The sequence below is a fragment of the Actinoplanes sp. NPDC049598 genome, from assembly GCF_040675435.1.
In the GTDB taxonomy this organism is placed as follows: domain Bacteria; phylum Actinomycetota; class Actinomycetes; order Mycobacteriales; family Micromonosporaceae; genus Actinoplanes.
Window position 1 is genome coordinate 248,107 of record NZ_JBFAOX010000013.1, and the last position, 17,977, is coordinate 266,083.

At 72.3% G+C, this 17,977-nt stretch carries 17 protein-coding genes; 8 read left to right on the plus strand and 9 right to left on the minus strand.

Annotated features, from left to right (window positions below; genetic code table 11):
- Positions 1-200: 200 nt before the first annotated feature.
- On the plus strand, positions 201-2,405 hold the full coding sequence (locus AB0J66_RS28905; RefSeq protein ID WP_364666980.1) for a BTAD domain-containing putative transcriptional regulator: 2,205 nt from the start codon (positions 201-203) through the stop codon (positions 2,403-2,405).
- Here the strand turns inward: AB0J66_RS28905 and AB0J66_RS28910 are convergent.
- Together AB0J66_RS28910 and AB0J66_RS28915 are read right to left on the minus strand one after the other, a co-directional pair.
- A complete protein-coding gene (locus AB0J66_RS28910; protein ID WP_364666983.1) occupies positions 2,402-3,034 on the minus strand; it encodes an SRPBCC family protein in 633 nt (210 codons plus the stop codon). The genes AB0J66_RS28905 and AB0J66_RS28910 overlap by 4 nt on opposite strands.
- Entirely contained in the window at positions 2,976-3,392 is a 417-nt protein-coding gene (locus AB0J66_RS28915) for a metalloregulator ArsR/SmtB family transcription factor (RefSeq protein WP_364666986.1), read from the minus strand. The genes AB0J66_RS28910 and AB0J66_RS28915 overlap by 59 nt, the downstream gene beginning before the upstream one ends.
- 99 nt (positions 3,393-3,491) lie before the next feature.
- Between AB0J66_RS28915 and AB0J66_RS28920 the strand changes: the two genes are divergently transcribed.
- Both AB0J66_RS28920 and AB0J66_RS28925 read left to right on the plus strand, forming a co-directional pair.
- A complete protein-coding gene (locus AB0J66_RS28920; protein WP_364666988.1) occupies positions 3,492-4,358 on the plus strand; it encodes an alpha/beta hydrolase in 867 nt (288 codons plus the stop codon).
- Positions 4,351-4,635 (plus strand): hypothetical protein, encoded by a 285-nt coding sequence (locus AB0J66_RS28925; protein ID WP_364666990.1) that lies wholly within the window; start codon positions 4,351-4,353, stop codon positions 4,633-4,635. Before AB0J66_RS28920 ends, AB0J66_RS28925 begins: the two co-directional genes overlap by 8 nt.
- Before the next feature lie 10 nt (positions 4,636-4,645).
- On the opposite strand, the gene AB0J66_RS28930 is transcribed toward AB0J66_RS28925, so the two are convergent.
- Positions 4,646-5,524, minus strand: a complete 879-nt coding sequence (locus AB0J66_RS28930) for an aminoglycoside phosphotransferase family protein (RefSeq protein ID WP_364666993.1) — start codon at positions 5,522-5,524, stop codon at positions 4,646-4,648.
- Between the two features lie 25 nt (positions 5,525-5,549).
- On the opposite strand from AB0J66_RS28930, the gene AB0J66_RS28935 reads away from it, so the two are divergent.
- Complete coding sequence (locus tag AB0J66_RS28935; RefSeq protein ID WP_364666996.1) at positions 5,550-5,927, plus strand: hypothetical protein; 378 nt, start codon at positions 5,550-5,552, stop codon at positions 5,925-5,927.
- 51 nt (positions 5,928-5,978) lie between these two features.
- Here AB0J66_RS28935 and ileS read toward each other — a convergent pair whose 3' ends face one another.
- Positions 5,979-9,080, minus strand: coding sequence for an isoleucine--tRNA ligase (gene ileS, locus AB0J66_RS28940; protein ID WP_364666998.1), 3,102 nt, complete (start codon positions 9,078-9,080; stop codon positions 5,979-5,981).
- Between the two features lie 290 nt (positions 9,081-9,370).
- Between ileS and AB0J66_RS28945 the strand changes: the two genes are divergently transcribed.
- Positions 9,371-9,910: a GNAT family N-acetyltransferase gene (locus AB0J66_RS28945; RefSeq protein WP_364667001.1), complete on the plus strand. Its 540-nt coding sequence runs from the start codon at positions 9,371-9,373 to the stop codon at positions 9,908-9,910.
- On the opposite strand, the gene AB0J66_RS28950 is transcribed toward AB0J66_RS28945, so the two are convergent.
- The 3 genes from AB0J66_RS28950 to AB0J66_RS28960 are packed head-to-tail and all read right to left on the minus strand — an operon-like array spanning position 9,885 to position 12,227.
- Positions 9,885-10,937 (minus strand): hypothetical protein, encoded by a 1,053-nt coding sequence (locus AB0J66_RS28950; protein WP_364667004.1) that lies wholly within the window; start codon positions 10,935-10,937, stop codon positions 9,885-9,887. The genes AB0J66_RS28945 and AB0J66_RS28950 overlap by 26 nt on opposite strands.
- A 1-nt stretch (position 10,938) precedes the next feature.
- Positions 10,939-11,508, minus strand: a complete 570-nt coding sequence (locus AB0J66_RS28955) for an RNA polymerase sigma factor (RefSeq protein ID WP_364667006.1) — start codon at positions 11,506-11,508, stop codon at positions 10,939-10,941.
- Positions 11,509-11,546: 38 nt separating this feature from the next.
- Positions 11,547-12,227: a DUF4253 domain-containing protein gene (locus AB0J66_RS28960; RefSeq protein WP_364667007.1), complete on the minus strand. Its 681-nt coding sequence runs from the start codon at positions 12,225-12,227 to the stop codon at positions 11,547-11,549.
- Between the two features lie 43 nt (positions 12,228-12,270).
- Here AB0J66_RS28960 and AB0J66_RS28965 point away from each other — a divergent pair, with 43 nt between their 5' ends.
- The gene (locus AB0J66_RS28965) at positions 12,271-12,873 is read left to right on the plus strand and encodes a hypothetical protein (protein WP_364667010.1); all 603 of its coding nucleotides are present in this window, start codon (positions 12,271-12,273) and stop codon (positions 12,871-12,873) included.
- A 190-nt stretch (positions 12,874-13,063) separates the two neighbouring features.
- Here the strand turns inward: AB0J66_RS28965 and AB0J66_RS28970 are convergent, their stop codons facing one another.
- Entirely contained in the window at positions 13,064-13,429 is a 366-nt protein-coding gene (locus AB0J66_RS28970; protein ID WP_364667012.1) for a VOC family protein, read from the minus strand.
- A gap of 106 nt (positions 13,430-13,535) precedes the next feature.
- On the opposite strand from AB0J66_RS28970, the gene AB0J66_RS28975 reads away from it, so the two are divergent.
- Positions 13,536-14,105 carry an NAD(P)H-dependent oxidoreductase gene (locus AB0J66_RS28975; protein ID WP_364667015.1) on the plus strand — a complete coding sequence of 190 codons (570 nt, stop codon included), beginning with the start codon at positions 13,536-13,538 and terminating at the stop codon, positions 14,103-14,105.
- 57 nt (positions 14,106-14,162) lie between these two features.
- Here the strand turns inward: AB0J66_RS28975 and AB0J66_RS28980 are convergent, their stop codons facing one another.
- A complete protein-coding gene (locus AB0J66_RS28980; RefSeq protein WP_364667017.1) occupies positions 14,163-16,256 on the minus strand; it encodes an alpha-galactosidase in 2,094 nt (697 codons plus the stop codon).
- Positions 16,257-16,379: 123 nt separating this feature from the next.
- Here AB0J66_RS28980 and AB0J66_RS28985 point away from each other — a divergent pair, with 123 nt between their 5' ends.
- On the plus strand, positions 16,380-17,972 hold the full coding sequence (locus AB0J66_RS28985) for a methyl-accepting chemotaxis protein (protein WP_364667020.1): 1,593 nt from the start codon (positions 16,380-16,382) through the stop codon (positions 17,970-17,972).
- The last annotated feature ends 5 nt before the right edge of the window (positions 17,973-17,977 follow it).

Consider the following 17,977-nt stretch of genomic DNA (forward strand, 5'->3'; position numbering starts at 1 on the left):
CCGGCGTGCGCCAGGTCGGTGCCGGCCGCGACCGAGCCGGCCTGCGTCAGGTCGGCGTCGGGGGCGAGCGGGGCGGCCTGGGCCGCGGCGGTCGGGACCGAAAGGCAGACTGACAGGGCGGCGCCCAGGGCGAGGGCGGCAGCAGATAGACGCATGATGCCCACTTTATCCGTTTTGTCGGAATTTGCGAGGAGGCCGGGGTGCGCGTCATGTTCGGCGTGCTCGGCCCCGTCACCGCCTGGGCCGGCGCCGCCGACCCGACGGCCGCCGACTCGGTCCGGGTGCCGGCCGGGGCGCCGATCGCGCTGAAGGGGCCGGCTCATCGCGCCGTGCTGGCGCGGCTCATCGTCGCCCGCGGGCGGGTCGTCCCGGTCGGCCACCTCGTCGACGACCTGTGGCCGGTCGCCGCGCCGGAGGGCGCGGTGGCAGCCGTACGAACCTTCGTCGCCGCCCTGCGCCGGGCCCTGGAACCGGACCGTCCCCGCCGGACCCCGGCCACGCTGCTGGTCACCGAGGGCCCCGGCTACGCCCTCCGCACCGACCCGGACACCGTCGACGCCTGGCGCTTCGAGCGCGCCGCGACCGCCCCCGGCTCCGAGGCAGCGCTCCAAGAGGCGCTGGCCCTGTGGCGTGGTCCCGCCTACGCCGACTTCCCCGAGGCGCCCTGGGCCCGCGCCGACCGCGCCCGGCTGGCCGAGCTGCGCCTGCTCACCGTCGAGCGTCTCGCCGAGGCCCGCCTGAGGGCCGGCCACCCCGCCGCAGCCATCCCCGACCTGGACGCCCACGTCACCGAGCACCCCTGGCGCGAGGACGCCTGGCGCCTGCTGGCCCTGGCCCTCTACCGCGCCGACCGGCAGGGCGACGCCCTGGCCGTCCTCCGCCGGGCCCGCACCCAACTGATCGACCAACTCGGCATCGACCCCGGCCCCGCCCTGCGCCGCCTCGAAACCGACATCCTTCACCAGTCCGACTTGTCCCACCCCGAGCCACCCCTAGCCCACACCGCACCGCTCCCACCCGACGCCGCGCCGCCATCAACGCCGGCCGCACAGCCGCCACCCCACACTGCACCGCCCGCCGCGCACACTGCGCCATCCCCAGCGCACGCCGCGCCGCCCTCAGCACATGCCGCACCGCCGCCACCACACACCGCGCCATCCGCAGCGCACGCCGCGCCGCCCTCAGCACATGCCGAGCCGGCACCGGCGCACATCGAGCCGCCTCAGACGCAAGGCGGGGCGACACCAGCGCACGCCGCGCCGGCCGCCAACGCGGTCTGGGCCGACGTCACTGCCGACTACGACCGGCTCGTAGCGTCCGGGGCGCGCGCCCGCCTCGACTCCACAGTCGGCCTTCTGCGCGGGCTGGCGATCACCGGCGGCGGCGGGCTGGCCGCGGCCCGGCGGCATCGGGTCGCCGCGATCTCCGCGGCCGAAGAGCTGGGCGACCCCGTCCTGACCGCGCGCGTCATCGGGGCCTACGACGTGCCGGCCATCTGGACCCGCTCCGACGACGAGGCCCAGGCCGCCGTCATCGTCCGAGCGGCCCGCCGCACTCTGGCCGCCCTGCCCGGCGACAATCCCGCCGCCCGCACCCGGCTGCTGGCCACCATCGCCGTCGAGTCGCGCGGCGTGCGCGACCCCTACCCCCGTCGATGCGCCCAGGAAGCCGAACACCTGGCCCGCGGCCTGGACGATCCGGCGCTGCTCGCCTTCGCCCTCAACGGCGTCTTCATGCAGAGCTGCCACCGCACCGGCCTGGCCCCGGAACGGGACGCGATCGGCGCCGAGCTCATCCACCTCGCCGCCACTCACGGGCTCGTCACCGCCGAGGTGCTCGGCCACCTGATCCGGCTCCAGGCCCGATCGGCGCTGGCCGACTTCCGTGCCGCCGACCGGCACGCGAAGGCCGCCGACGACCTCGCCGCCCGGCACGAGTTGCCGTTGGTCGCCGTCTTCACGACGTGGTACCGCGCGATGCGTGAAGGCAGCGAAAACGCCTACCGGCACGCCGCGGCCCTGCTCGACGGCGCCGGCATGCCCGGCCTGGAACGCGGCCTGCTCCCGCTCGCCCTGCTCTGCCGGCCGGGCGCGGCTCCGGTCGACGGCGACTTCGGCCCGTACGAGCCCTGGACCCGGCCCTTGATCTTGGCGATGCGCGGCCGGGCGGAAGATGCCCGCTCGGCGCTGCGCGACGCCCCCGAACCCCCGCCCGACCTGCTGGCCGAGGCCCTCTGGACCCTCCTGGCCCGGGCCGCCATCGCCCTGGACGACCAGCCCACGATCAAACGAGCCCGCGAAGCCCTGGCCCCCGCCGCCGGCGAGATCGCGGGCGCCGCCAGCGGCCTGCTGACCGCCGGCCCGGTCGCGGACCACCTGGCCGCCCTGGCCCGGGCCGCGTCCTAGACCGCGGTGCCGGTGTAGAACCCGTACGTCCGGTCCGCCCGCTCCTGAGCCACCGCCGCGGACTCCCCGTCGGCCACCGCGGCCGCCGCCCAGGCGTCCGAGCTCAGCCGCATGAACGTCTGCCCCTCGGCCGTGGTGTGCCAGTCCTGCATCGACGCCGGGTCGGGCGCGGTCGCCGGGTCGTGCAGGTAGCCCGCGAGCCCGAACAGCCCGAGGTCCCATCCGACGCCGACCGCTCCCGGGCCGTACACGTCCCAGAATTGATCCTCCACATGCGCCACGTGTTCCAGCTCGAACAGCGTCCCGCTCCCGGACGGCCGCAGGCGCACCTCGATCCAGCTCACCTGCCCGGCGAACTCCCACGTGGCCGAGTAGCCGTTCGGCTTGTCGCAGCGTGAGATCGTCCCGCTGGCGTTGCCCGTGAGCTCGTAGCGGCCGCCCTCCTTGAGTTCCCCGGAGATCGGCATGAACCACCGCGGGATCCGTTCAGCGCTGGTCACGACCTCCCACAGGTCGTCGATGTCCGTGTCGTACTGCTGGCTGATCGTCATGACCCGCGCCTCGCCGGCCTCAAGGACGCGGCTTCCGAGCGTTCGGCGTACCTGGCTGATCTGTTCCTTGACGTCCACCTTCGATCCCTTCCCGTGTCGCCTCGCCGGTGAGCCGGCGCTGTCGTCGGCCGCGTGCGACCTCGGTGGCCATGGCGGCCAGGTGGGGCGCCCAGAACCGGCGGAAACGGCCCAGCCACGCGTCGGCCTCCCGGAGCGCGGTGTCGTCGACCGCGTAGAGACGGCGCGCCCCGTCCGGGCGTACCGTCGCGAAGCCGTTGTCCCGCAACACCTTCAGGTGTTGCGACACCGCGGGCTGGGAGATGCCGAACTCCGCCTGAACGACCCGGGTGATCGCGCCGGAGGACTGCTCGCCCTCGGCGAGCAGCTCCAGGATCCGGCGGCGCACCGGGTCACCGAGAACATCGAACGCGTGCACCCGCGTACAGTATCAGCTCTTGCTTATATAAGCCAACACTTAAAAGACGGCGGGGATCTCCGTCAGGCATGCTGGCCGGGACGGAAGGGAGGGCCGACCGTGCCCGACGTGCGTGCCAACGGGATCGATCTGCGCTACGAGACCGTCGGCGACCCCGCCGACCCGGCCCTGCTGCTCATCATGGGCCTGGGGGCGCAGCTCATCGACTGGCCGAGCGAGTTCTGCGAGGGCCTGGCTGCCCGCGGCTTCCATGTGATCCTGTTCGACAACCGCGACGCCGGCCTGTCCACGTCGTTCGACGAGCTCGGCGCCCCCGACGTCCCGGCCATCCTCGGCGGCGACCCGTCCACGGTGCCCTACCTGCTGTCCGACATGGCCGCCGACACCGCCGGCCTGCTCAAGGAGCTCGGCATCGAGCGGGCCCACGTGGCCGGCGCGTCGATGGGCGACATGATCGCCCAGCAGCTCACCATCGACCACCCCGAGCTGGTGGCCAGCCTCTGCTCCATCATGTCGACCACCGGCGACCGTACGGTCGGGCGCGCGACCCCCGAGGCCATGGCCGCGCTGACCCGCCCACCGGCCACCACCCGCGACGAGATCATCGCCGGCGCCACCCTGACGTCCCGCGTGATCGGCTCCCCCGCCTATCCCGCGACCGACGAGTGGCTCCGCCAGCGCGCCGTCGCCAAGTTCGAGCGCAGCTTCCGCCCGGCCGGCACCGCCCGCCAGTACGCCGCCATCCTGGCCTCCCCCGACCGCACCCCCGCCCTGCGCCAGGTCACCGCCCCCACCCTGGTCATCCACGGCGAGGCCGACCCCCTCATCGACGTCTCCGGCGGCCGCGCCACCGCCGCCGCCATCCCCGGCGCGCACCTCCTGGTCATCGACGGCATGGGCCACGACCTGCCCCAAGTCCTCTGGCCCACCATCATCGACGCCATAGCGACGAACGCCCATGGATGAGTCGCCCCTGGCCCGCCGCGAGATCCTGGAGGCGATGCTGGTTCTCCGCGACGCGGGCATCACCCCCGAGCAGTACCGCGACCTGGACCTGACCGAGCATTGGCGGGTGGGCAGCCTCGATGGTGAGTCCTTCGGGCGGGACTCGGCGTTCGATGCCGCCCGCGCCCGGGCCGCCGACTCCGGCGAGGAGGTCGTGGTGTGGCGAAGCTTCGGCCCCCACAACGACGGCGCCGAACAATGGATCGTCAAGCCCGACGGGACGACCTGGCTGCCCTGACCGGCTCTCCCTACATCGGCAGCCGGGCCTCCAGGTCGTCGATCCACTGCTCCGGCGTGCGGCCGCCCGGCAGAGCAACTCCGGCTTCGGTCCGCCACAGCGCGTCGGCCAGCACAGTGCGCACATGCCAGGCCAGGACCCGGTCCACGTCGACCGCCGTGCCCGACAGGCGCTCGTACTCGGCCACCGTCGCCAGGAACAACTCGGCGCCGCAGTCACCGGGCAGGCACCGCATGTCGAACTCCGGTTCCCCCACCCCCACCGTCTCCAGATCGACGATCAGCCGCAGCCGTAGGCTCTCGCTGTCCCAGAGGTGGTTGTCGCCATGGAAGTCGCCGTGCACCAGCACCTGCCGTCCCGGCCGGGCGAGCACCCCGTCGGCCCAGTCGCACCACGACCGCACCCGCTCCCGCCGGCCAGGCCCGGCGACGAGCTCGTACCGCGGATCCGGGCCCGGCGCCACCGCTGCCGGCAGCGGCCCGATCGCCGCCCTCACCGCGGTCAGCACACCGGGATCGTGCAGATCGACCAGCACCGTCGCCAGGTCCCCCGCAACCGCCGGCGTGACCAGATGCCGCACGTCGAAGAACGGCACCGCGGGCTCCCGGCGCGTGACCAGCAGCGCCGGATCGGTGGACGCCTTCACCACGACGGGCAACGGCAGCCGAGGAGCAGCCACCCGCAGCGCCTCCAGCACCCGAACCTGATGCCGAATCCGCCGCGCGGCCGGCTCGGCCCAGGCGAACTTCACCACGAACTCCCCGCCGACGACAGCCGTCGCCGCCGACCACTCCGGATCGGCGTCCACATCCAGCCCGCGCGGCACGATCACCCCGTCGGCCATCTCCGGCGCGACTTCCCGCAAAGCCTCCCGCAGCCACGTCAGCATGCCGAGGCAGTCTAGGGTGACCGGCGTGGAGATCCCAGGCATCGGCGCGTTCACCGAAGACGAGGACCTCGGCTGGTACCGCAGCGAGCCGATCCCGGTCCCGGTGCTCGGCGCAACCCCGAGCCGGATCGTCCTGGACGGCTACGACAACGACCCGGCGCAAGAGGACTTCCACACCGCCGTCCGGGCCTTCCTGGCCCTCGACCGGTCAGCCCTCGAAGCCGCCACCCCTTCGATCTTCGCCTACTACCGCGACGTCCTGAACGACGTCGGACCCGACGCCGACCTGCACATCAGCGGCCCCGGCGAGGTCCTCGACCACGTCCTGATCGGGGCGCGCATGCAGATCCGGCTCGCCCGGCTCTACGCCCACTACAGCGCGGACCGCCCGCCCTTCAACTGACCGGGCCGGTCCGGCCGTCCCATCCAGCGGCGGGACGGCCGGGCCGGGTTGTCACTCGGACTTGCGGAGCCAGAAGGTGAGGGCCAGGGCGTCGTCGCCGAAGGTGTGGGGCCAGTCGGCCTCGTCCTGCTGGTAGGTGACGGCCAGGACCTCGTCGGCGACCAGGGCGGCGTGCTCGGTCAGGGCCTGGGCCGTCTCGTCGGACTTGCTCGACCAGCGCAGGTCGATGCGGTCGGAGACGTCCAGGCCGGAGGTCTTGCGGGCCTCCTGGATCTGGCGGATGGCGTCGCGGGCCAGGCCGGCGCGGCGCAGCTCGTCGGTCAGGTGCAGGTCGAGGGCGACGGTGGCCCCGGCGTCGGAGGCGACGGTCCAGCCCTCGCGCGGGGTCTCGGTGATGATGACCTCGTCGGGGGTCAGGGTGATGGTCTCGCCGTCCACCTCGACGGTGGCCGTGCCCGTCGAGCGCAGGGCGTCCTTCAGGGCGGCGGCGTCGGCGGCGGCGATCGCCTTGGCCAGGTCCTGGACCCGCTTGCCGAACCGCTTGCCCAGGGGACGGAAGTTGGCCTTGGCCGTGGTGTCGACGAACGACCCGGCGACCGGCTCGACCGCGCCGACGTTGAGCTCCGAGGCGATCTCGGCCAGCAGCTCGGCCGGGAGGTCGGCGAAGCCGGGGGCCGAGGCCAGGGCGCGCGACAGCGGCTGGCGGACCTTCATGCCGGACTCGGCGCGGGCGGCCCGGCCCAGCTCGACCAGCCGGCGGGTGGTGGCGACGTGGGCCGACAGCGCCGGGTCGATCAGCGCGTCGTCGGCGACGGGGAACGCCGCCAGGTGCACCGACGCCGGCGCCGACGGGTCGACGGCGGCGACCAGGTCCTGCCACACGCGCTCGGTGATGAACGGGGTCAGCGGGGCCATCAGCAGGGTGACCGTGCGCAGCGCCTCGTGCAGCGTGGCCAGGGCGGCCGGGTCGCCGCGCCAGAAGCGGCGGCGGCTGCGGCGGACGTACCAGTTGGACAGGTCGTCGACGAAGGCGGCCAGCACTTTGCCCGCCTCCTGGGTGTCGAACGCGTTCATCGCGGCGTCGACCCGGCGGACCAGCTCGTTGAGCTCGGAGAGGACCCAGCGGTCGAGCACCGGTCGATCGGCCGGGGCCGGGTCCGAGGCGGAGGGCGACCAGCCGGCCGTACGGCCGTAAAGGGCCTGGAAGGCGACGGTGTTCCAGTACGTCAGCAGGGTCTTGCGCACGACCTCCTGCAGAGTCGTCGGGCCGACCCGCCGGGCCGACCAGGGCGAGCCGACGGCGGCCATGAACCAGCGGACCGCGTCGGCGCCGTGCGTGTCCATCAGCGGGATCGGCTCGAGGATGTTGCCCAGGTGCTTGGACATCTTGCGGCCGTCCTCGGCCAGGATGTGCCCGAGGCAGACCACGTTCTCGTACGGCGACTCGTCGAAGACCAGCGTGCCGACCGCCATCAGCGTGTAGAACCAGCCGCGGGTCTGGTCGATGGCCTCGGAGATGAACTGCGCCGGGAAGCTCTTCTCGAACAGCTCCCGGTTCTGGTACGGGTAGCCGAACTGGGCGAACGGCATCGACCCGGAGTCGTACCAGGCGTCGATGACCTCCTCGACCCGTGTGGCGACCGCACCGCAGGACGGGCAGTCGAAGGTCACGGCGTCGATGAACGGCCGGTGCGGGTCCAGGCCGGACAGGTCCGCCTTGGCCAGGCCCGACAGCTCGGCCAGCGATCCGACACAGGTCAGATGCCCCTCGGCGCAGCGCCAGATCGGCAGCGGCGTGCCCCAATACCTCTTGCGGGACAGCGCCCAGTCGACGTTGTTGTTCAGCCAGTCCCCGTACCGCCCGTGCTTGACCGTCGCCGGCTGCCAGTTGGTCTTCTCGTTCTCGCGGATCATCTCGTCGCGGACGGCCGTGGTCCGGATGTACCACGACGGCTGCGCGTAGTAGATGAGCGCGGTGTGGCAGCGCCAGCAGTGCGGGTACTGGTGCTCGTAGTCGTCCTTGCGGAACAGCAGGCCGCGCTCGCGCAGGGAGGAGACGAGGGGCTCGTTGGCCGTACGGAAGAAAAGCCCACCCACCAGCGGAAGGCCCTCTTCGAACGTGCCGTCGAGGCGCACCGGGTTCACCATCGGCAGCCCGTAGGCACGGCAGCTGGCCAGGTCGTCCGCGCCGAACGCCGGCGACTGGTGCACCAGGCCGGTGCCGCTGTCGGTGGTCACGTAGTCGGCCAGGATCACGTAGTGCGCGCCCGGCACCTCGACCAGGTCGAACGGCGGCGTGTAGGCCCAGCGTTCCATCTCGCGCCCGGTGAACGTCTCGCCGGTCGGGGTGAAACCCTCCGGCACGAGCGGCTCGGCCACGACGATCCGCTCGGCGCCGTCGGTGGCCACGACGTACGTCACGGCGGGGTTGACGGCGACCGCGGTGTTGGACACGAGTGTCCACGGCGTGGTCGTCCACACGAGCAGGTTGGTGGTCCCGGCGAGCGGCCCGCTGGTCAGCGGGAACCGCACGTAGACGGCCGGGTCGACGTCGGTCTCGTAGCCCTGGGCCAACTCGTGGTCGGACAGCGTCGTCTGGTCCCGCGGGCACCACGGCGCCACCCGGAAGTCCTCGACCAGCAGGCCCTTGTCGAAGATCTGCTTGAGCGACCACCACACCGACTCGATGTAGCCCGGGTCCATCGTCCGGTACGCGTCGTCGAGGTCGACCCAGTAACCCATGCGCTCGGTCAGCTCGGCGAACGCGTCGGTGTGCCGGGTCACCGAGGCGCGGCACCGCTCGTTGAACTCCGCGACCCCGTACCGCTCGATGTCCAGCTTGCCGTTGAAGCCGAGCTCCTTCTCCACCGCGAGCTCGACCGGCAGGCCGTGGCAGTCCCACCCGGCCTTGCGGGCCACGTGGTAGCCCTTCATCGTCCGGTAGCGCGGGAAGACGTCCTTGAAGACGCGGGCCTCGATGTGGTGCGCGCCCGGCATGCCGTTGGCGGTCGGCGGGCCCTCGTAGAACACCCACTCGGGCCGCCCGGCCGAGTGCTCGAGGCTGCGGTGGAAGACGTCCTTGTCCCGCCAGAACCTCAGCACGTCATGGTCGAGCGCGGGCAGATCAACCTGGGCCGGCACCTGGCGATACATCGTTTTCCTCCGTCGGATCTCACGCTGTCCAACGGAGGGACGAGACCCGCACGGGCCCCGCGGTACCACCCTCCTTGACCGTCGTGGCGACGGCCCACTCGAGGTGCTGCGGCCGGCATTACTCGGCCCGGCATCGGGCCTTTCCTCCGGCGGCTCCGGGGTGATTTTCGCGCCGTGCTCGCCCCCGGGCTCCCACCACCCCCGGGTCGCTTCGGACCGCCCGCGACGTTACTCGTCCCCATCAACGCCCTGCCCCCGAATCGTACCGCGCCTGGCTAACCTGTTCTCCCATGCCCCTGCGCCGAGCCACCGCCTCCGACGCCGCCCGCATCGCGGCCCTGCACGCCGACAGCTGGCAGCGCCACTACCGTGGCGCCTACTCCGACGCCTACCTCGACAACGGCGTCGCCGCCGACCGCCTGGCCTTCTGGACGGCGCGCTTCGCCCGGCCGGACCCCGACCCCACGTTCGTGGCCGAGTCCGGCGGCGACCTGACGGGCTTCGTCCACGTGATCCCCGGCCATGACCCTGTGTGGGGCAGCCTCGTCGACAACCTGCACGTCGCGCACACGCACCAGCGCACCGGCCTGGGCACCGAACTGCTCACCGCCGCCGCCCGGACCGTCACCACCGGCGGTCTGTATCTGTGGGTCCTGCACCAGAACACCGCCGCCCAGGCCTTCTACGAGGCCCAGGGCGGCCTCCGGGTCGAGTCCGCCCTGGCCTCGCCCCCGCTCGGCGACCGCGCCAACCTCGTCGGCGCACCGGGCAAGTACCGGATCCACTGGCCGGACGCCTCTCGTCTCAGTCGCAGCCCAGGCCCTGCTTGAGCTCCTCCTCCGACGGCGGGTTGCCGGCCACCGCGCGGTCGGCGTACTCCCAGACGGCCTCGGGGTAGTCGCCCTCGGCGTTCATGTCGTTCAGGGTCTTCCAGTGGTGGCTGCCGCGCAGGGCGTCGGTCGCCTTCTGCTGGGCGGTGGCGTCGCCGGCCTGCTTCGCGCGCCTCAACTCGGCGACCCAGGCGCAGGTGACCCGGCCGGTCACCGCCGCCCCGAACTGGTAGGGGTCGTTGGCCCCGAAGCCCTGGAGCTTGGCGACGTCGAAGCCGGGCGGCAGCGGCACGTCGGCGAGGACCTTCCGGGCCGCCTCGCTCTCCTCGCCCGGCGTGACGATCTCGGGCGGCAGGGCCTTCAGCCAGGTGTCGACGTCGACGCGCTTGATCGCGGCGACCACCTCGCCGAAGCCGGCCAGGGTCCAGGGGCCACCGGTACGCAGCTCGGCGAAGACGCCGTCGCGAGGCTCCAGCATGATCGCGAAGTCGCTCTGGCTGTACGTGAACCGGGCGCCCTTCCAGCCGTCGACGGCCGTGGCCACGGGCGGGCTGACGTCGAGCCGGTCCTTGTAGTAGCCGTCGTACTCGCCGGCCGGATACCAGTTCATCTCCAGCGAACGCCCGCGGCTGCCCTCGAACGCGATGGTGCCGCTCTTTTCGGCGAAGCCGTAGACGTGGACGACCTTCCAGCCCGGCTGGTCGATCAGGAGCCGGGGGTTCTTCTCGGCGGCGGCGCGGGCCGCGGCCGCGAAGTCGCCCGGCGCGGGAGCCTGCTGGGTCACGACGGGGGCGGCCTGCCGGCTCTCCGGGCGGTCGCGGATGACGGCCGACGCCACGAGCACCCCCGTGACGGCGGCCGCGGCGGCAACGGCGGTGGCGAGCCCGCGCCATCGTGGCGTCTTGCGGACCGGCTCGGACATGATCTCCTCCAGGAGCGCGTGCTCGGCCCCGTCGAGGTGGTCGGTCGTGTCGCGCCGGTACGGATCGGCGTCGCGGACCAGCCGGTCGAGCTGCTCGTCGGACATCTCACGCCTCCTCGGGGGTCGAAGCGGTCAGGACGTCAAGCACATGTCCGGCCGCCCGCCGATCGTGACCGAGCAGATCGCGCATCCTCGCCCGCGCCCGGGACAGCCGGGTGCGTACGGTCTCCGGGCTGACCCCCAGAACGATCGCCGCCTCCCGCGGCTGCAGCCCCTCCCAGACGGTCAGGGTGAGCACTTCCCGGTCGACCGGGCCGAGCCGGGCCAGGGCGGCCCGCACCGCGAGCCGTTCCGGCACCTCGGCCCCCGGATCGCCCGCCACCGCCGGCGTGAGCCGCTGCCGCAGCCGGTCGCCCAGCCGCGCCCGCCGAACACCGCCGCGGTGATGGTTCGCAAGCACGCGCCGCGCCACTCCGTACAGCCAGAGCCTGGTCTCGTCGTCGCCGGGCATCTCCCCGGCGCGCCGCCACGCGACCAGGAAGGTCTCGGCGACCACGTCCGCCGCGTCCGGCGGCTGCTCGACCCGCCGCAGCGCGTACGCCAGCAGCGCGTCGAAGTGGGCGCGGTAGACCCGCCGGAAACGTTCCTCGTGTTCGATACCGGGGCTCACGCTCATTCCCATGTCCGGGTGAGCCCCGATCGTGACACGGCGCCTCAAGGACGGTTGTAGAGGCACCACCGGTCAAGGTCGAGCAGTGCCCGCGCGTACGCCCGCGTGGTGGTCCGCGCGGTCAGCCCCGCGATCGCCTCGTGCTCCACGGCCAGCCGCTCGGCCTCGGCCATCCCGGTGGGCCGCCGCGCCACGGTGAAGCCGTTGGCCAGCCCGATCGTGGTCGGCGCGGCCCCGTACCGCTCATGCCAGCGGCGAGCCGCGGCGAGCAGCAGATCCCCCGGGACGCCCCAGACGCCGTACGGGTTCAGGTAGGCGAAGGCCGCCCACGGCTCCGGCCGGGGCAGAATGACGAGCAGCTCCGGCTCCCCGAACCTCGCCACGTCGTAACTGTCGAGGTCGTAGCCCTCGTCACCGGTGCCGAGCGATTCCTCGTCCAGCAACGCGTAGCTGAAACCGGGCAGGCGCGCCAACTCGGCGTCGACATCGGCCGTCCGCACCCAGGCGATCAGCTCGCCCGGACTCCGGTCGTGAAAGGAATCGGGATCCAGCACCTCCCGGTGGAGAGCCAGAACCGTGTTGTGCTCCGGCAGCGCCGCCCGCACCGGCCCCAGCAGCCGCTGCCCCTCCGCCCCCGGCCGAACCACGACGACGGTCTCGTCATGAATCCGCACCGGCTCCGCCGGATACCCCTCGAGCCCCGCCACCCGCAAGATCTCTTCCACGCGCCGATCCTAGGGGCCGGCCGCTAGGCGGATCATGAGGGTTGTGGACGACGACGCGGCCTTCGACCTTTACCTTGCGGCCCGGGCCGGTGCGGTGGACTGCACGGACGCCTTCGACCTGGCTACCGCGGTGCTCGAGTCGGCGCCGGCAGATCGGGACGCCCTCGAACTGGCGTCGCTGGCTGTCGAATGCGCCCCCTCCAGCCGGCCCCGCATGGCCGAGCTCGCCGTCGCCGTGCTCGCGACCGCCGGTTTCGAACCCGGCTTCGCCGAGGAGCCGCAATGGCTGGCCCGCCTCGAGGACGCCATGCGCCAGGTGAACCGGGACCTGGCCGAAAGCGGGCTGCCCCGCGGCTGCCGGCTCCGCCTGCGCGACGGCAACGCCCACGCCGAGAGCTGGGACGGCCACACGGGCACCGCTCAGGGCATCTACCCGAGCTCCGGCGCCGGCCAGGTGTCCGCACTGACCGCCGTAGCCGAAGACGTGCAAGACGCGGTGATGCACACGATCTGGTCAGCGTGGCCGGTGTGCCCCGCCCACCAGCTCGGCACCCACGCCCGGCCTCACGACGAGGCCGCCGTCTGGTGGTGCACCGGCAACGGCGGCCATGTCGTCACGCCGATCGGCGAGTGGCGGGACCGCTGAGCCGGCAGGATCGATCAGGCGGGCCCAGTCGGGGTTGGAGGCTGCCGTGTCGCTCCTGCGGATCGCCGCTGTCCACGTCGAGCAGGAACCGGGCGGCGACCGCGCCGCGGAGCACGCCGGCGGGGCGGCCCCCTCAGGCTTGCTGGACATCACCGCATCTTCGTCACGGCCAGTGCCACCTGCCACCCATTTACGCCGCACCCGCGTGCGGAGGCTGGAGGACGCAGAACTCGTTGCCGTCGGGGTCGGCGAGGATGTGCCAGGTCCAGTCGTACTCGGTGATGGGGTCGGGGGTGAGGCGGCGGGCGCCCAGGGCCTCGACCCGGGCCAGCTCGGCCGGCAGGTCGGGCACGCGCAGGTCGAAGTGCATGCGGTTCTTGGTGGTTTTGGGTTCGGGGACCTGTTGCAGCAGCAGCTCGATGCCGTTGCCGTCGGGTGGGAGCAGGGTCTGGTAGCGGCCGGGTGAGGCCGGCTCGGCGCGGTAGCCCAGGACGGCGGACCAGAAGGTGGCCGAGCGGGTCAGGTCGGAGCAGTCCAGGACGACGACCAGGGTCATGGCTGGGACCTTACGTGTGAAGAGCGCTACTTGTCCGTGTCGGCCGGCCCCGGTCAAGCTATTGTTGCTCACGCAAATAGTCTGTCTCTGAGGGAACGGAACCGCTGTGAGTGATCTGAATCTGCTGGTGATCGTGGCCAGCACGCGGCCGGGGCGGATCGGGCCCAAGGTGGCCGACTGGTTCGTGGACGAGGCCAAGGCGCACGGCGGGTTCCAGGTGAACGTGGCCGACCTGGCCGAGGAGAGCCTGCCTCTGCTGGACGAGCCGCACCACCCGCGGATGCGCAACTACCAGCACGATCACACCAAGCGGTGGAGCGACAAGGTCGACGCGGCCGACGCGTTCGTGTTCGTCATGCCGGAGTACAACTACGGCATCTCGGCGCCGCTGAAGAACGCCATCGACTACCTGCACCAGGAGTGGGCCTACAAGGCGGCCAGCGTGGTCAGCTACGGCGGCGTGTCGGCCGGGACGCGGTCCGCGCTCGGGCTGCAGGTGCCGGCGTACCCCCTCAAGCTCTTCGTGATCCCGGAGTCGGTGAACATCCCGTTCGTGGGCAACTTCCTGGTCGACGACCAGATCCAGCCCAACGAGACGATGAAGAACGCCGCCACGGCCCAGCTGAACGAGCTCGCCCGGGTCGCGGCGGCGCTCAAGCCGCTGCGGAGCAAGTAAAGGCCGGACACGGGGGCGTCGCCGATGTGGACGGCGCCCATCCAGGATGGTCCTGGGTCATAGGGCATCCGCTCGATAAAGAACGACGGAATCGGGGTGTACGCGCGGGCCGGCCACGCCCGCGTGCCGCAGGACAGCCCCGCTGATCAGCAGGTCGTCGTCCCACCAGCGCGGCGGCTGGTCGACGGCCTGCAGGGGCTGCAGCCGGTAGAGCCGGCCGGGGTCGAGACCGCGGAACCGCAGCGGGGCCGGCGGATCCGGGTACGGGCTCGCCATCGTGACCATCGCGATGAGGGCCCGGGTCTTGTCGGGGGCGACGACGCCGTGCACGAGGATGTCGTCGCCGTAGCCGTCCATGCGGACGAGGTCGCCTCCGAGCAGCAGGTCGCGCTCGTCCTTGAACAAAGCGATCCAGTCGGCCAAGGCGGACAGATCGCCCGCAGACGCCGATCGCAGATCCCACTCGATTCCGAAATGGCCAAACAGCGCCGTGGCAGCGCGGAACGCCAGGTCATGACGGCGGCCGGTGACGTGCGAACGGTCGGAAGCGACGTGCGAGCCGAGAAACTCAGGCGGCACAAGCTGACCCGTCCACCTCACCATGTGCTGCCGGTCGTGCGGGTCGATGTTGTCGGAGACCCACACCCGGTCGGCCCGCGACAGCACCTCGAGATCCACCCGCGCCCCGCCGGACGAGCACGACTCGATCTCCAGTGCCGGATGCGCGGCCCGGATCTCGTCCAGCAACCGGTAGAAGGCCAGCGTCTGCTCGTGCACCCCGGGCTCTCCCCCGGGCTGGGTGCCCGCGTCGATCAGATCCCGGTTGTGATCCCACTTGATGTAATCGATCGGATATTCGGCCAGCAGGGCCAGGATCCGGTCCCGGATGTGGGCGTACGCCTCCGGCACCCCGAGGTTGAGCACCTGCTGCGTGCGCGACTCGACCGGCCGGTCCGGCCGCGCCGCCATGATCCAGTCCGGGTGGGCGCGGGCCAGGTCGGAGTCCGGGTTGACCATCTCGGGCTCGAACCAGAGGCCGAACTGCATGCCGCGTTCCCTGACCCGCTCGATCAGCGGATGCAGCCCGTCCGGCCAGACCTCGGGCGAGACGACCCAGTCGCCCAGGCCGCGGGTGTCGTCGCGCCGCGAGCCGAACCAGCCGTCGTCCAGCACGTACCGCTCGGCCCCGACCTGCGCGGCCAGCGAGGCCAGCTCGGTGAGCCGCTCGAGGTCGTGGTCGAAGTAGACCGCCTCCCAGACGTTCATCGTCACCGGCCGCCGCGTGCCCACCGGCCGCGGCCGCGCCCGCAGGTGCCGGTGGAACCGCCGGGCCACCTCGTCCAGGCCCACACCGAAACTGCCATAGACCCAGGGCCCGCTGTACGCTTCGCCGCGCGCCAGCCGGATCTCGCCCGGCAGCAGGAGCTCCCCGCCGCCGATGCGCTGCTCCCCGGTGAAGACCCGCTCGGCGTAATGCGTGTGGTTGCCGCTCCACGCCGTGTGCACCGCCCAGACGCGCCCCGACTCGAAATCGAACCCGGGCGTGCCCACGTGCAGCACGTAGGCGCTGTCGGCCCCGGTCCGGCCCTTGCGGTTCTCGCGCAGGTGCAGGCCGGTGCCCAGCGGCGCCCGCTGCGGCACCCGTTCCAGGTTGTGCCGGCCGCCGAAGTCGAGGATCTCGGTCGCCTCGGCCGGCAGGGGAAACGACAGGACCAGATCATTGAGGCTGTACGGGTCGTCGTGGTCGTTCCGGATCGTCGCCCGCTGCCGCACCAGCCCCGACGGGAGCAACTGGATCTCGAGGCGGAGGGTGAGCCCGGACCACTCATCCACCGCCTCGTAGGTCAGCGGGTCGCCCGTCACCGCGTACCCCCGCCAGGAGGGTGACCACCCGCGGCCCGCCGCCGAACCGCTCAGGCCGGGCCGGCCCGTCCAGCCGAAACGATGCTCGGGCAGGACGGCGACCCGCGGCACCGGGTCGATGTTGTTGCTGCCGGCCACCGGCTGCGTGGCGAGCAGCAGGCCGGCAAGCTGGGTGTCGTCGAGCCCGGGCAGCTCGGGCCCCCAGTAGGCGATCACCGGCAGGCCCGGCCCGGAGGCGTCGACGATCACCGTCACCCCGGCCTCGGTGAGCGCGACGACATCCTTCACCCGGCACCGCCTCCGGCCTGCTAAATCGATGAAACCGAGATTGCTGGGGTGTGGCGGGCGTGTCAACCCCCCATCTGCTCCGAAAAGCTGATATCCGACATTCCCGAGACGTACGGTTGCTGGGTGACTCGTGGGTTCTTCGTCAACCTCAGCGTCCGCGTGAAGATCGTGATCGTCTCCGCGGTCGGGGTCGTCGTGGCCGCCGTGGTCGGCCTGCTCGCCCTCGGGGCGCTGGGCGATGCCGCCGACTCGGCCGCGCGGATCCACGAGGTCAACGTCGAGAACGTGGCCGAGGTCGGCGCCCTGGAGGCCGCCCTCGGCGTGGCCCGGGTCGACCTGGCCAACCAGCTGATCTCGCGCGACGCGGCCACGACGTCGAAGTACACGGCGAAGTTCTCGGACGACGTCAAGGTGTTCGACGACGCGCTGAGCGCCTACAAGGAGGGCCAGCCGGCCGCGACCGCCGACGAGATCACCGCGCTGGAGTCGTTCTGGGACACCTACGTCGAGCTCGCCACGACCAAGCAGCTTGTGTCGGGCGCGCGCAAGGACTACGGGTCCTGGCAGACAGTCCGGGACACCGAGATCACCCCGCTGCTGGCCGACCTCATTGAGTCCATCGACGATCTGGGGGCCGCCGAGCAGGCCGGCGCGGCCGCCTCGGCCGCGCACGCCCGCGACGGTTACCGCCAGAACCGGCTCGAGACGATCCTGCTGGTCGTCATCGGCGGTCTGATCGCGCTCGGCCTGGGCATCGTCATCGCCCGCGGCATCGTGAGCTCCCTCAACCGGGTCCGTGCGGTCTGCGAGGGCCTGGCCGCCGGCGACCTGACCCGTACCACCGGCCTGGCCTCGGCCGACGAGCCCGGCCGGATGGGCCGCGCCCTCGACGAGGCGCTGCTCAAACTGCGCGGCACCGTCTCCACCATCGACAGCTCGGCGGCCCAGCTGGCCAGCGCCAGCGAGGAGATGAACGGCGTCGCGCAGCAGATCGCCTCCTCCGCCGAGGAGACCTCGGTGCAGGCCCAGGTGGTGTCGACCGCGGCCGAGACCATCTCCCGCAGCGTCGACTCCGTCTCGGCCGGCGGCGAGCAGATGGGCGCCGCCATCCGCGAGATCTCGCAGAACGCCAGCGAGGCGGCCCAGGTCGCCGGCGAGGCGGTGGGGCTGGCCGCGACCACCTCGGGCCGGATGAACCAGCTCGGCGAGTCCTCCTCGGAGATCGGCGACGTCATCAAGGTGATCACCTCGATCGCCGAGCAGACCAACCTGCTCGCCCTGAACGCCACCATCGAGGCCGCCCGGGCCGGGGACGCCGGCAAGGGCTTCGCCGTGGTCGCCTCCGAGGTCAAGGACCTGGCCCAGGAGACCGCCCGGGCCACCGACGACATCTCCCGGCGGGTCGAGGCCATCCAGGCCGACGCCACCGGCGCCGTCTCGGCCATCGAGGAGATCACCCGGGTCATCGCACGGATCAGCGACTACCAGACCACGATCGCCTCGGCCGTGGAGGAGCAGACCGCGACCACGGCCGAGATGAACCGCAGCGTCAGCGAGGCCGCGGCCGGCTCCAGCGAGATCGCCCAGAACATCACCGGGGTGGCCGAGGCGGCCCGGCTGACCACCGAGGGCGTCCAGCAGTCGCAGCAGGCCACCAATGATCTGGCTCGCATGTCGGCCGAGCTGACGAGCCTGGTCTCCACCTTCCGGTATTAAGGACG

Coding starts and splice junctions, on each gene's coding strand:
- AB0J66_RS28970 (WP_364667012.1), bottom strand. CDS start 13,429: ATGACCCTGGTCGTCGTCCTGGACTGCTCCGACCTGACCCGCTCGGCC.
- AB0J66_RS28930 (WP_364666993.1), bottom strand. CDS start 5,524: ATGCTGACGTGGCTGCGGGAGGCTTTGCGGGAAGTCGCGCCGGAGATG.
- AB0J66_RS28955 (WP_364667006.1), bottom strand. CDS start 11,508: ATGAGCGTGAGCCCCGGTATCGAACACGAGGAACGTTTCCGGCGGGTC.
- AB0J66_RS28925 (WP_364666990.1), top strand. CDS start 4,351: ATGGATGAGTCGCCCCTGGCCCGCCGCGAGATCCTGGAGGCGATGCTG.
- AB0J66_RS28945 (WP_364667001.1), top strand. CDS start 9,371: ATGCCCCTGCGCCGAGCCACCGCCTCCGACGCCGCCCGCATCGCGGCC.
- ileS (WP_364666998.1), bottom strand. CDS start 9,080: ATGTATCGCCAGGTGCCGGCCCAGGTTGATCTGCCCGCGCTCGACCAT.
- AB0J66_RS28950 (WP_364667004.1), bottom strand. CDS start 10,937: ATGTCCGACGAGCAGCTCGACCGGCTGGTCCGCGACGCCGATCCGTAC.